This is a genomic window from Fodinisporobacter ferrooxydans (genome assembly GCF_022818495.1).
Classification (GTDB): Bacteria; Bacillota; Bacilli; order Tumebacillales; family MYW30-H2; genus Fodinisporobacter; species Fodinisporobacter ferrooxydans.
Window position 1 is genome coordinate 235,079 of record NZ_CP089291.1, and the last position, 14,285, is coordinate 249,363.

Here is a 14,285-nt window from a genome sequence, read left to right on the forward strand (position 1 = left end):
CTCTCTCACCTCTCTATTAAAACCGGAATCTAACCGAGCGGAAATCTGATCTAAATTTCAAGACCTTCTTTTATTTTTTGCAACATAAATCTGCTTGATTCGTCTGCTTTATCCACCCATGCAAATACAGCATTTGTAACAATACCGTCAAATTCCATTTCTCTTAATTTTCTAAAGATCGTATCGAAATCAACTTCACCTTCACCAATATTTAAATGTTGGTGGATTGTTGCTTCAACTCCCGGAGGATTTACGATATAGCGTAGCCCTTGAGCTGCTTTATGATTAAAAGTATCTGCAAATAATACATGAGTTAACCGGTCACCCGCATAGTCAAACATTGGTGCAATATCACCAAGTCCATCATCATAATAGAATGTATGTGCAGTTGAGTACACGAGATTGATCCATGATCTGTCAAGGGCACGTATCATATCGACTGCACCTGTATTGGTTTCAATAAAATCATACGGATGAGCTTGTAAATTTAGCTTAACTCCTTCTTTTTCAAACACGGGGATTAATTCATCCATGGATCGGATAAACATTTCTTCACAAACCACAGGATTATGCTTTGTTCCATTAAATTCACTGTTCATTAAATCTACATCTAACTCAACAGCAATCTCAATTGCCCTTTTCCAGTTCCTCACTGCTGCTTGACGACGATCTTCTTCTGGTCCAGCCCAGTAATACAATGGCAATAAGGATGAAATTTTAACGCCAGCATCCCGGCAATATTCCTTTAATTGTTTAATTTGATTTTTGTCTACTTTAGGATATTTATAAAATGGGCAAAAATCTTCACGGGGTGATAATTCAATATATTCATAACCTAACTCCGCAGTCTTATCTACCATTTCTTTTAATGACAAACTTGTATACATCGATGGATCTAATGCTAATTTCATTTTTGTGAACCTCCGCTCATTTATTGAATATTGAATAAGTATTTAATCTCTTAATATTGTTTTACAATTTGCAATTTTTGTTGCATAAATTCATGTGCCTTTTGAATACTTTCTTTATTAGACACTTCAGCAACACCGACATTCCACCAGCTATCATAGCCGTCTGTCATGGTTTTGGGCAGCACTTTCATTTCTATTAATGTAGAAACTTCCTGTTTTTTTGCATCTTCTAAAGCTGCTTTCAGTTCCTCTATCGTGTTCGCTCGATACGATTTCGCACCATATGCTTCTGCAAGTTTTGCATAATCAATATTTAAAATTTTATTGTCGTGTGTTCGAAATTCACAATGGAAACTATCCATCCCATGATCCATTTGCAAGTTATTAATACAACCCCAGCCAGAATTATCGAAGAGGAGGACATTTATTTTTTGATTGTACTGAATAGCTGTAATGAACTCAGAATGCAACATCAGGAAACTGCCATCACCCACAAATGAATAAACTTCTTTTGCTGGATCGGCTAATTTTACCCCGAATGTTCCTGATACTTCATACCCCATACAAGAGTAACCATATTCAAGATGATACGTGTTTGGCACAGTGGTGTTCCATAACCGCTGCAAGTCTCCTGGAAGGGATCCCGCCGAACAAATGATAATACTTTCTGGATCAATGGTGTCGTTGATCGTGATTAAAGCGGTGGTTTGTGAAAATTCTGTGTTCAAAGCATCTGCATATTCATTTAGAACTTCCTGCGAGAAATGATTTTTAATTTCAGGAGTAAAATTTTCTCGGCTAAATGTTACTTTACTTAAACGATCACGCTCTGCAAACCATTCCTCTTTTAATTCTGAAATCACATCTCCAAATTCACTCGTATACTCCTCCAACATGGGATTCAATTGTTCTAATGTTATTTTCGCATCAGCTACAACTTGGAATGCATCCAATTTATAAGCTTGTAAACGACTTACGTTGATGTTTAAAAACTTTGCGTGATCGAAGTTGAACGCTGTTTTCGAAGACGTGGCAAAGTCTGTATACCGAGTGCCAGTGCCGATAATTAAATCCGCCTGGCGTGCAGCTTTATTAGCTGCTAATGTTCCGGTAATTCCCAAACCACCTAAATTATTTTTAAAAGTTGACTCTACTGTTGATTTACCGGCTTGCGTTTCAACTAACGGGATATTATATCTTTCTGAAATGTCCATTAAAATTTCACGCGCTTGGGAATATTTAGCGCCGCCACCGACAACAATAACCGGCTTTTTGCTTGCTTTTATTAATTCCGCAGCGCCTTTTAATTCGCGGTCTGTCGGCAATTTGCGATCCAGATAGTGAACACGTTTTTCAAAGAATTTCTCATCATAGTCAAATGCTTCACCTTCCACATCCTGTGCAATACAAATGGTTGCAGGGCCTGCTTTTCCGGGATCTGTCATGACTTCAAAGGCACGAATCAAACTTGACATCAATTGTTCAGGACGAGTGACTCGATCCCAATATCTTGAAACTGCTTTTAGTGCATCATTTGTTGTAACAGCCTGACTATATTCTTGCTCTACTTGTTGCAATACGGGATCAGGCTGTCTTGAGGCAAATGTATCCGCAGGTAAAAGCAAAACCGGAATATTGTTTGCAAGTGCTGTACCTGCTGCCGCTACCAAGTTCGCTGAACCTGGACCTGATGAAGCTGTGACCGCATAAATTTTACGTCGCAGCATCTGTTTGCTAAAAGCGATTGCAGCGTGTGCCATCCCTTGTTCATTTTTCCCTTGGATGACTTTCAAATGGCCTGGGTCTTGCTCAAGGGCCTGCCCAATACTCAAAACATTCCCATGTCCAAAGACTGCAAAGACACCTTCAACAAACGGGATTTCCTGACCATCAACTTGAATATACTGTTGATTCAGAAATTTAATTAAAGCTTGAGCTGTTGTTAAGCGGATCGTTTTCATTCAGTTCTCACCCCTAACAATATTGTTTCGCCTCATGCTCGGCAATAAGTTGCTCGATTTCTTCTACTGTCGGCATTGCTTCCGAAGAACTATGCTTGCTAACAACAATTGCAGCCGATGCGCTGGCATATTTTAAAGCGCTATCAATTTCTTTTCCTGTTACCAAAGCGTATAAGAAAGCAGAAGCGAATGAGTCACCGGCACCAAATGTTTTTAATACTTTCGTCAAATACGCATGCCCTCTAAAGGTTTCTCCAGATTTTGCATAAGCATAGGAGCCTTCTACACCATGTTTGATTACAATTAAATCCGGTGAATAGTTAAACAAATAGCGAATTCTATCCTCGTTATTTCCAACTTGAACATTTTCCATCACATTGAATTCATCACGAGTCCCAATGACCACATTGGATTGCTCTGCAACCAATGAATAATAAACAGCCGTTTCTTCCGTTGACTCCCATGTATACGGACGGTAATCCAATTCAAAAACGATTTTCACGTCATTTTGTTTAGCAAGACGAACTGCTTTTAATACAGCCTCACGGGAAGGGCTTTTTGCCAGAGCTGTCCCGGAAACAAGCAATATCTTGGCTTTCTTGATGTAATCTTCATTTACTTCAGAAGGTGAAAGGTAAAGATCTGCAACATCATCCCGGTACATTAAAATACTGCACTCTTCAGGACTCTTGATTTCTGTAAATGCTAATCCAGTTTTATGTCCTTCTGTATCCACCACCATATTGGATGTATCAATTCCAACACTTTTCATATATTGCTTAATAAAACGTCCATGTTGGTCATCAGCAAGTTTCCCAATAAATCCTGCTTTCAAGCCTAATTTTGAACTACCAATTGCAATATTAGCGGGTGAACCACCTACATATTTGTGAAAGGTCATGGTTTCTTCCATTGGGCGGTTATATTCTACTGCGTTTAAATCTATACATGCACGGCCAATTGCAATCATGTCGTATTCTCTCTCTAAGTTGAACTCATATTTCATTTTGGTAACAGCTCCTCACACTTTTGTTAACGCTTTAGAATCCATTCATGGTCCGGATCATTGTGGAATTTCCAAATACGTGTTGGTCCCGCCATCACATTTAAATAATAAGATGTGTAACCGTCAGGCACACCAACTGGATGATAACCTGCCGGAACCAACACCACATCGCTATTTTCAACAGTCATTGTTTCGTCAAGCGCACGGTCGTCCGTATAGACGCGTTGAAAAACAAAGCCTTGGCGTGGATTCATTTCATGATAATACGTTTCTTCTAAAAAGGATTCTTCCGGCAAGTTGTCACGATCATGTTTGTGCGGAGGATAGCTTGACCAGTTTCCGCTATTTGTGTATACCTCAACGACAAGTAAACGATTAGCGGATGGATCAGAATCCGGTAAAATATTGTGCACCAAACGTTTATTGTTGAATTTGCCTCTATTTTCGATCATATTGTCTGTAGCCTTTATCAGTCTTGTAGGCAATTGTTTTTCAGAAGGTGAATAACAAAGTACTACCCGGGCTTGGCTTACAGCCTCGACTTCAAAATAACGGTTATTTGATACATATACACTATCTGTCGGTATCTGTTCAAAAACGCTATCTCGAGTCCCAATATTTTCAAATGCCACTTCTTTATCTGTAAAGTTGATTCTTCCTGTTAACACTACAATGCAGCATTCTATCTTTGACAACTCTTCAGAATATCTAGCACCCGAAGCCAAATCTACTACTTTGAATCCAATATATTTTAAAGGTGAATTTTCGGTTGTCACTTCATGAACAATGGTTACTCCTGGTGACAATTCACTTCTATTCGGTTTTCGGAGTAATTGACTCATTTCGATTCCTCTCTTATCTTTCGAATTGTTTGCTCTAAGCAATCCGTGTTTAAGTAATAATGGACTTAGGTAAGAATGGAACAGAGAGAAGTTTTCCCAATCCCAAACCGGATTGATTAGAAGACTCTCTCTGTTCCTACCTATTTCCCGCTTACTTCTTATATTTCTTCAATAGATTAATAAGCTAAAAATTAAGAATCGAATGTTTTTTATTCGAATGATGGTGCTTTATAACGTGCAGTAACAACTTTTTTACGTGTATAGAAATCAACGCTGTCTTTTCCGTTCGCATGCAATGTGCCGAAAAATGAAGACTTCCATCCGGAGAATGGGAAGAAAGCCATTGGGGCTGGAACCCCTAAGTTTACTCCTAACATCCCTGCATCAATATTTTCACGGAAGTAACGAATGGATGATGCATTGGATGTGAAAATACATGCACCATTGGCAAATTCTGATTTATTTGCGGTTTCAACTGCTTCTTTTAGGTTTTTCACACGAATGACAGATAACACGGGTGCAAAAATTTCATCTTTCCAAATTGTCATATCTGTTGTTACATGATCAAAAATCGTGGGCCCAATAAAGAATCCTTCCTCAGATACACGTTCTCGTCCATCACATACGAGTGTTGCACCTTCTGCGATTCCTTTTTCAATGTAATGTAGAGTGCGTTTTTGATTTTCTTCTCGAATCACCGGACCTAAAAATATACCATCATCCAAACCATTGCCCATTTTAACTTCCAATGTTTTTTCTTTTAATCTTGCCAAGAATTGATCTGCAATTCCTTCTTCCACGGTTAAAACTGAACATGCCATACAACGTTCACCTGCTGAACCAAATGATGAACCAATAACGTTTGTAACAGCTTCTTCTATGTCCGCATCATTTAAGATAATCACATGGTTTTTAGCTCCTGCTAATACTTGAACACGTTTTAAATTTTCACTGGCGCGTTTATAAACGTATTCTCCAACCGGTTTGGAACCAACAAATGAAATAACTTTCACATCCGGATGATCCAAAATACCATTCACAACATCATGTGCCCCATATACAACGTTAAATACACCTTTGGGAAGTCCAGCTTCTGTTAATAATTCTGCCAATTTTTCTGTTAGTAACGGAGTTTTTTCAGATGATTTTAAAATAAACGTATTACCAACTGCAATCGCCATTGGGAACATCCAGCAAGGTACCATCATCGGAAAATTGAATGGTACAATGCCGCCAACAACACCAATCGGATAGCGATAATTTGTTGCTTCGACATCTGTTGCGATGGTAGACAATGAATCACCCATCGTTAAAGAAGGTGCACCGGCCGCAAATTCTACATTTTCAATCCCGCGCAATACTTCACCTTGTGCTTCAAAAAGTGCTTTTCCATTCTCGATTGTAATTAAGCGTGCCAACTCTTCTTCGTGTTTAATGAGCAATTGATGATAATTGAATAATATCCGCGCACGTTTTTGAACCGGAGTGGTTTTCCATTTATCAAATGCTTTTTTTGCAACTTCAACAGCATAGGCAACATCTTCTGCCGTTGATAATGGAACTTGAGCAACAATTTCTTTTGTTGCTGGATTGTAAACATCCTCATATTGGGTAGTGTTACTTTCAACCCATTCACCATTTATGTAATTTTTAATTTTTCTTACTTTTGTTAGTACTTCTGGCATGTTTTCTTCCTCCTTAAAATCCCTACATACTGAATCGATAAATAGAAGTTTAATTTTTTAGAAAAATCATTTTCACGATAAACCTCCATTTGTAATCGATTTCTTTTAGGTTAAAAAAACAATAATTTCTCCATTTTCAAATCAAAAAAATTACGACAAGGTAGCGAACCATATATTTTGGAAACGTGTGATATTTTCATTTAAAGACACCTTATTATTTATTATTAAAATTCACTTCCAAGTTTATATTGGCTATTTTTTAATATAATCACCTTCTCCGTAATTAATAACTTATCTGTTTACATATGTAATTATATAAAAATCAATAATAACCGTATTTAAATTTTGAAGACATATTTTTGCATTTTGAAGACATCTTTCTATATATCAATCGTTTAGATAACATAAACAACTGCATGATCGATCATGCAGTGAGAGAACAAATAATGAAATGAAAAAAAAGGCACTATTTCACACTGTAAAAGTAACTGAAATTATGGCCGTAATTATCAGACTCAGTGGTCTTTACTGGAATACTCATTTTGCATTCACACTAATAGATGTCCACCATTAACCTCAAGAACTGTTCCTGTAGTAAACTCATTGGTCATTAAATAAAGTATGGCATGAGCAATATCATAAGATTTTCCTATTTTTTGGACAGGTAGTTTTTTTATTAGTGAATTAAAGTATTTAATTCGTTCTTCCGTTGATAAGTTCTCATAAAGAGGTGTATCAACAATTCCAGGCGATACAACATTAACTCGAATAGGATTTACCTCTATAGCTATGGCTCTTGCCAATGCCTCAATCCCCCCGTTAATAGCGGAAAGAATGGAATAACCATGCATGGGTCTTCTAGACAAGAGCCCTGTACAAAATGTAATGGATCCTCCTTGATTCATGCAGGGTGCACCATATTTTGCAGCATAATACTGTCCCCAAAACTTCGATTCGAATGTTTTTCTCGCTTCGGAAACCGGCAACTCCAAAAAATCACCTGTTAATCCATCAGCAGCAGTTGATACTAGATGATCAAAATTCCCTACTTTATCAAAAAACTCTTGTACCGCTTTTTCATCCGTTGCATCTAATACATATGTCTCAACGTTTTTCTTAACTTTATCTGCTGCACTTTTTAATTTTTGTTCTGTGCGACTTGCAATCATTACATGACCGCCTTGCTCGACAACCGCTTGTGCTGTAGCAAGACCCATACCCGAACTTCCTCCGAGTACCACTACTTTTTTTCCACAAATACTCATGTTAACATCTCCTTTTGTATTTACTGATTTTGATGGAGATTAAGAGACAATAGACCACAAAACTAGTATTTCTCATTAAATAGAGATCATTTTTCCACGAGATCGTGAAAATTCATTATAAAGCTCTGTGCGTGCTTTTTCGATCCCCGGATGGAATTGAATCATAGCATTGCGCCGAGTTACCACCACATTCTTAACGGCATCTTCTATTTTTGTTATATCCTTTAAAGCTTTGAGATCTTTAGAGATCGTAAGACCAGCTACCTTACCTTGGGCCATTGCTACCTTAGCGCTTTCAATCCCTGTGATATTGCCTGCTACATATAAGCCTTGTACATCAGTCTGCATGTATTCATTATGCAAAGGAATATACCCACCTAATTCAGCAAAAAACTGAAATGGACAACCAGCAATTGCGGCAAGTTCCGATAATGGGGTAAGCCCACCCGCGATACAAACAAAATCTACAGATATTTCTTTTTCAGTTCCGGGAATACTATCACCACTAGGAGTAACATTGGCGATACGTACTGCTTCCACTTGTTTTTCCCCAAGTATGCTTAGAACCCTACTTCGAACCTGAATGGGAATGCCCCACATTTTAAACCCTTTTTTCGGGAAAAACTGAACAGCCAGCTTAGGAGTTACCCACTTTCCGCCAAACCGGATGAAAGGAGAAGGCGCCAAATGTGATAATCGAAGAAGTGACTGCATCACCCGTTCTGGATCTGCAGACTCCCCAGATACTAGATTTGGATGCGGAAGCAAGATCCCTTCAATCTCCACACCGCATAATTGCAATTCCCTTGTGATAGCTAGAGAGAGTACGTTAACACCGATGACTACACATTTTTCTCCCGGCTTTACCCGATGAACATTGCTCATGACTTGAGCTGCACCTATAGACATTACACCCGGCAGTGTCCAGCCAGGAACAGGAATGGGAGTCTCTGATGCTCCAGTTGCAAGCAATAAACACATTGATTCAAAGATTTTATCACTCGAATAAACGAACCAACCTTTTTCAGCTTTTTGTAAATCATATACTGATACACCTAAGTGAATATCCACTCCCAGTTGAACAGCTTTTTTATGGAGTTTATGTGCTTCTTCAATTCCGTTCCACCAGTAGCCGTTTGGTTCTTGATGCAATTGACCGAGCAAACGCCCCCCTGGCTGAATGAACTCATCTAGTATACACACCTTTAATCCGTTTTCTGCAGCAGCAATAGCCGCACATAACCCGGCAGGACCCGCACCAACGATTACAAGATCAATCATGGCTTAACTCCTTTCATAGAAGCTGAAACATTAAGCATGCCTGATTCGACACTCATGCCATCTGTCACAGGAGTTATGCAGGAGCGAACTACACTCTTTCCATCTACCCTGACCCTGCATTCGAAACAATGGCCTATATTGCAATAAATCCCTCGTGGAGATTTCTTCTCTTCATGGATTCGCAGTGTACGCACTCCGTGTGCCAGGAGGGCCGCTGCGATCGTTTCACCTTCATAAGCCGAAAATGGTTTCCCATCAAATGTAAACTTGACTTCCCTTTTTTCTTCAAGCTTTCCAAGAACGGGATGATGTGTTATCCTCATTGATTTCATTTCTGATCACCCGCCAGTACACCAAATGTAACTGGACGCACGGGAGGACGATAGCTCATCGATACTTGGTTGGATTCAACTTTCCCACTTACTTGAGCCACAACCCGATCAATCATTCCTCGACATGTCCGCCCTCCGCAAAAACCCATACCCGCACGTGTTCTGAGCTTGACCTCTCGTGACGAACAGTGATACTTCTCAACTGTCTCTACTATTTTTCCCAAAGTCACTTCTTCACAGCGACAAATCACGATTTGATCTTCGTTCACAGAAATCGGCCTCCATAATTTAAGTGAAACAAGATTATCTAAAAGTGCGTGTTCAAAAAGTGGTTAAGGTGGAGTTTTGACCACTTTTTGAACAACCTCTATAAGAAAGTTAATGCTACTACTTCCTATGTGAATAATCTTGTTCTAAATTCAATTTAGATAAATCCATAATACGGTTTTTGACTCGTGGCATAATGAATCCATCTGATCATCGTAATAAAATCAAAGACAGGTAACTGTACTGCCCTTTGAATATCAGCCGCATAAGGTGGCAAGTCACTGCATTCCAAAAGAATTGCTCCAATATCCGGATTCTCATTCACCAGATTGATAGCAGCATCCACTACTTCTCTTCTGACAATCTCATTATCAAATGTTCCTCTACTCTCGATGATTGCTGAAAATTCTGGTAGCCTCCCTAAGTCTTTAACTACACAAATACTCGGGTCATCTACTCCACAGCTTTTAAATAAGTTAGGAGTAATACCATGCGCATCCGCAGTCAACATGCCAATTTTCTGTTTAGGTTTAAGACCCGACTTAATCCACGGCACTTGAACAACGCTGGAAAGATATACGGGGATATCAACCGCTGCTGCCACTTTATCCTGAAAGTTACCAAAGAATCCACACGCGGCGCAGATTGCCCGAGCGCCTTCCGCTTCGAATTCTTGTGCGGCTTTGATAATGTCATCCAATAGTGTTGGATCACCTGCATGAATCCTTGCTTGCGTACAATTAGGGACAACTTTTAATCTTACTGGAAAGTCATACGTACTCAGATTGGCCACATTTCCAGGCAATACAGGGTACCAACATTCATCTAGATAAAGGATGCCAACCGAATAGCCGGAAACATATTGCCCTTTCTTCATCGAGATCATTCGATTTTCTTGATGCTTATCGAAATACCCGTATTCTCTTCCTTCAACTAATTTTTTTGTTATCAAATTTCACACCCCATAGATTACAATGTAAACGTTACCTCATGCATGACTAAATAGATTATTTTAACGCTGTTACGTAACCTAGTTCTTATTCAACGATTTAACTTTATATCCTAACTTTATCAGTTCCTCTTCAATCTTTGTTTTTATCTCGTCAGTAGGTTGTGTTAAAGGCTTTCTCACTTTTCCTCCTTTCATTCCGATCATGTCCATGCCTGCTTTTACCGGCCCTGGATATGGATTGCCTTCTGCCTCCATTAAGCCATAAAAACCTGATAATTTACGATTCAATTCACGTGCAGCATGTAAATCGTTCTTCTCAACTGCCAGTTCGTAAAGCATTACCATTTCCTTAGGAAGCAAATTGACGAGGATTCCAAAAGCACCCTGTCCTCCAATGGAGAAAGTAGGAAGTATAAAGTGTTCTTCACCGGTAAATACAGAAAAGTTATCGACATCCTTTGTCAAAGCCGCAACCTGACATAGGTGACCAAAATCTGCAGATTCCTTGACACTTACAATATTTTCTTCCTGACTCAACTCATAAATTAATTCAGGTGAAAGGCAAACGCCGGTTGCTCCCGGATAATTGTAAATGACGATACCGACATTTGATTTTGCAGCTATTTCCTTGAAAAATTCACGAATTCCATCTTCACTTGTCTTATGGTAATAAGGAGGCAAAACCAGTCCCCATTTTGCACCACATTCTGCCGCAAAATTGGCAAGTTCGATGGTTTCCTTGGCAGTAGAGCATCCAACACCTGCCATAACAGGCACTCTTTCCGCGGCATATTCACAGCCAGCCCTGATTAAACTTTTACGTTCCTCGAATGACATCACATGGTATTCTCCTGTTGTGCCTCCAACCAGAAGACCATGGACTCCACTTTCGATTTGAAAGTCGATTACTTTTTGATAAGCCTGAAAATCAATGGTTTCATCCTCATTGAATGGAGTGATTAACGGTACAAAAATTCCTTTTGGTACAATACCCATAATTCATTCCTCCTATTATTCACCTAATTATTTTAATTTTTATTTACATTCATGAAATTCAGAAATTGACAGCTTGGCTTTTCTTGTATCTCGCATAATTCAGTTTATCAATGTTAAAATCTGTTGGCTCACCTGTTATGAGTTGGGCTACCATTCTTCCTGTGATCGGAGACATGCTGATTCCATCTCCTTCATGTCCGCTAGCAATATAGAACCCTGGTACTTCTTCTACTTCCGATACAATAGGAAGGTGGTCTTCCACCCAAGGTCTTACTCCTGCATAAGCCCTTATGCAGTTAATTTCTTTCAGTACAGGCAAGAAGCGAATGGCTCTCTCTGCTATTGCCCGCATAACTTCGATTTCTGATTGAATGTCAAAACCCCTGAATGCCCGATGCCCTCCTACTAAAAAGTTATTTGCATCAGTTGGCTCAATCGTAAATGCAACATTATGTTTTTCCACTAATTCACTTACATTTCTTTTAAAATGAATATCTTCGAATTTGGATAACATGTATCCGAATTCATGAACTTTTTGCTTTGCCACCTTTAACGGCGTCTTCTCAGATATTAATACCATGCCTTTTCTCGGCTTAATCGGTATGTGAACCCCAACCATTTCTGCTATTTTAGGGGACCATACACCGGCACAATTCACAATCCTTTTTGTCTTAAAGGTGCCTCGGTCCGTTACTACGCTTTTCACTCTTCTTTTGTCATCCAATGTAATATTCTGCACAGCATGATAGTCATAAACTTTCAAGCCAAGCTTTTTTCCCTCTTCTACAAACGCATAACATAATTTATATGGGTTCATGGACGAATCCACTTCTGTCCATATCCCGCCTGCTAAATCATCGGCTAAATAGGGTTCAATTTCCTGCAATTCATTCCTATCAATCATTCGCATATCGTATCCATCTTTTACCTGTTGGGAGACATAATCCCTGGCAATTTCCAGTTCCTTTTCTGTTTCACAAACATACAAACTTCCCCGCGAAGTAAATTCAAAATCAACCGAAAACTCTCTCGCCAATTGTTTAAACAACTGAATACTTGCATAGCCTATTTCAGTATCAATACCAGGCTTTTTATCACAAATTAATGCAACTGCATCACATCTGCTGGAAGTTCCTGATGCAACTTCACCTTTTTCAATTAAGGCAACCTCCAGACCTTTTTTGGCCAGATGATAAGCTACACTAGACCCAATGACACCGGCTCCAATGACGATAACGTCAAAACTTTTCATTTTTGATCCCTCTAAAAAAACCGGATGGTTCTACTTTTAGATTCACATTAATTTGTTTCGTTTCTAAATATTCCTCAAATCCATAGGTTCCTAAATCTCTGCCAATTCCACTTTGCTTATATCCACCCCATGGCGCCTCATTAAACGTTGGATGGTATGTGTTAATCCAAGTGATACCAGCACGCATTTGACGAATCACACGATGAGCTTTAGCCCCATCATTTGTAAAGACCGCAGCCGCCAAGCCAAAGTTTGTACCATTCGCTAATTGAATCGCCTCTTCTTCTGTTTTGAATGTTTGAATGGCTAATACCGGGCCAAAAATTTCTTCCTGAACAATTCTCATGTCCGGCCTAGTATCCGTAAATATGGTAGGTTCCACAAAGTAACCATCGGATAAGCCATCCTCAACAATACGCTTACCCCCACTAAGGAGTGTTGCGCCTTCACTTAAACCAATTTGTACATAATCTAGTACTGTATTCATATGATCTTCTGAAATAAGCGGCCCCATTTCAATACCGTCAATCCACCCCGGCCCCACTTTGATCGTCTTCGCCCGTGCAACCAGTTCAGGTACAAATCTTTCATATATGCTTTCTTCCAACAGTAAACGTGAACCGGCCGAACACACTTGACCTTGATTGGCGAAAATGGCAAACAGTGCATAATCGATTGCTGTTTCTAAATCAGCATCCGCAAAGACAATATTCGGTGATTTTCCGCCCAGCTCCAAACTGATCTTTTTAACGGTATCTGCTGCCGATTTCATTAACTGAATCCCTGTATCTGTACCCCCGGTAAAGGAAATTTTATCTACATCCGGATTTCGGACCAATTCTGCCCCGACCTTACTCCCAGCACCTAACACCAAATTAACAACACCGGGCGGGAATCCAACTTCATCAATAATTTCAAACAAACGAATCACAGAAAGAGGTGTCTGTTGTGCCGGTTTTATGATCACTGTACATCCAGCTGCAATTGCAGCTGCAATTTTTTGGTTTGCCATGACCAAAGGATAATTCCAGGGAACGATAAGACCCACAACACCAATCGGTTCACGAACAACCATTGCTTGAATGTCATCCGGAACATCATAGGTTTGACCATGGGGCTTTGTTGCCAGCCCTGCATAATATCGTAATTGATTTACAGCATCTTCAACATCATTCAGTGACTCTCTCAATGTTTTCCCATTATCCAGCGTCTCTAAATACGCAAACTCTTCTTTTCTTTGTTCCAATTTATTTGAGATTTGCAGCAAAAGTTCCGCACGATGCCTTGCTTTGCTGTTCATCCAGCCATCGTCATAAAATGCTCTGCGCGCAGCCTCAATAGCTTTTTTTGCATCTTCGACTGAACCTTCCGTAACAATCCCAATAATTTCACCATTTGCAGGATTGATAACTTCTCTCGTGTCACCGCTTACACTTTCGACCCATTTTCCATCGATATACATGCCTTGTGTAATATGGTTTGGTGTTAAGACTGATTTGACATCCATCATATTAGGTATCCTCTCTTCTTATTTT

13 protein-coding genes are annotated in these 14,285 nt (G+C 39.4%); all 13 read right to left on the reverse strand.

The genetic code is table 11. The features are described 5' to 3' along the window. Window positions 1-50: 50 nt before the first annotated feature. The 13 genes from LSG31_RS01365 to LSG31_RS01425 all read right to left on the reverse strand — a co-directional run bounded on the left by LSG31_RS01365 (window position 51) and on the right by LSG31_RS01425 (window position 14,257). The gene (locus tag LSG31_RS01365; RefSeq protein ID WP_347437657.1) at window positions 51-911 is read right to left on the reverse strand and encodes a sugar phosphate isomerase/epimerase family protein; all 861 of its coding nucleotides are present in this window, start codon (window positions 909-911) and stop codon (window positions 51-53) included. A gap of 50 nt (window positions 912-961) precedes the next feature. Further along, window positions 962-2,872, reverse strand: a complete 1,911-nt coding sequence (gene iolD, locus LSG31_RS01370) for a 3D-(3,5/4)-trihydroxycyclohexane-1,2-dione acylhydrolase (decyclizing) (protein WP_347437658.1) — start codon at window positions 2,870-2,872, stop codon at window positions 962-964. Window positions 2,873-2,885: 13 nt separating this feature from the next. Beyond that, the gene (iolC, locus tag LSG31_RS01375) at window positions 2,886-3,878 is read right to left on the reverse strand and encodes a 5-dehydro-2-deoxygluconokinase (protein WP_347437659.1); all 993 of its coding nucleotides are present in this window, start codon (window positions 3,876-3,878) and stop codon (window positions 2,886-2,888) included. Window positions 3,879-3,904: 26 nt separating this feature from the next. Then, window positions 3,905-4,720, reverse strand: a complete 816-nt coding sequence (iolB, locus tag LSG31_RS01380; protein WP_347437660.1) for a 5-deoxy-glucuronate isomerase — start codon at window positions 4,718-4,720, stop codon at window positions 3,905-3,907. Between the two features lie 209 nt (window positions 4,721-4,929). Beyond that, the gene (locus tag LSG31_RS01385; protein ID WP_347437661.1) at window positions 4,930-6,405 is read right to left on the reverse strand and encodes a CoA-acylating methylmalonate-semialdehyde dehydrogenase; all 1,476 of its coding nucleotides are present in this window, start codon (window positions 6,403-6,405) and stop codon (window positions 4,930-4,932) included. 548 nt (window positions 6,406-6,953) lie between these two features. Further along, window positions 6,954-7,670 carry an SDR family oxidoreductase gene (locus tag LSG31_RS01390; protein ID WP_347437662.1) on the reverse strand — a complete coding sequence of 239 codons (717 nt, stop codon included), beginning with the start codon at window positions 7,668-7,670 and terminating at the stop codon, window positions 6,954-6,956. Window positions 7,671-7,745: 75 nt separating this feature from the next. After that, window positions 7,746-8,951 carry an NAD(P)/FAD-dependent oxidoreductase gene (locus LSG31_RS01395; RefSeq protein WP_347437663.1) on the reverse strand — a complete coding sequence of 402 codons (1,206 nt, stop codon included), beginning with the start codon at window positions 8,949-8,951 and terminating at the stop codon, window positions 7,746-7,748. Continuing rightward, the gene (locus LSG31_RS01400; RefSeq protein ID WP_347437664.1) at window positions 8,948-9,283 is read right to left on the reverse strand and encodes a (2Fe-2S)-binding protein; all 336 of its coding nucleotides are present in this window, start codon (window positions 9,281-9,283) and stop codon (window positions 8,948-8,950) included. The genes LSG31_RS01395 and LSG31_RS01400 overlap by 4 nt, the downstream gene beginning before the upstream one ends. After that, window positions 9,280-9,552, reverse strand: coding sequence for a (2Fe-2S)-binding protein (locus tag LSG31_RS01405; RefSeq protein WP_347437665.1), 273 nt, complete (start codon window positions 9,550-9,552; stop codon window positions 9,280-9,282). The genes LSG31_RS01400 and LSG31_RS01405 overlap by 4 nt, the downstream gene beginning before the upstream one ends. Before the next feature lie 155 nt (window positions 9,553-9,707). Continuing rightward, window positions 9,708-10,502: an aspartate/glutamate racemase family protein gene (locus tag LSG31_RS01410; protein ID WP_347437666.1), complete on the reverse strand. Its 795-nt coding sequence runs from the start codon at window positions 10,500-10,502 to the stop codon at window positions 9,708-9,710. Window positions 10,503-10,580: 78 nt separating this feature from the next. Continuing rightward, entirely contained in the window at window positions 10,581-11,498 is a 918-nt protein-coding gene (gene dapA, locus LSG31_RS01415; RefSeq protein WP_347437667.1) for a 4-hydroxy-tetrahydrodipicolinate synthase, read from the reverse strand. 58 nt (window positions 11,499-11,556) lie between these two features. Beyond that, a complete protein-coding gene (locus LSG31_RS01420; protein ID WP_347437668.1) occupies window positions 11,557-12,750 on the reverse strand; it encodes an NAD(P)/FAD-dependent oxidoreductase in 1,194 nt (397 codons plus the stop codon). Further along, the gene (locus tag LSG31_RS01425) at window positions 12,737-14,257 is read right to left on the reverse strand and encodes an aldehyde dehydrogenase family protein (protein WP_347437669.1); all 1,521 of its coding nucleotides are present in this window, start codon (window positions 14,255-14,257) and stop codon (window positions 12,737-12,739) included. Before LSG31_RS01425 ends, LSG31_RS01420 begins: the two co-directional genes overlap by 14 nt. Between the last annotated feature and the right edge of the window lie 28 nt (window positions 14,258-14,285).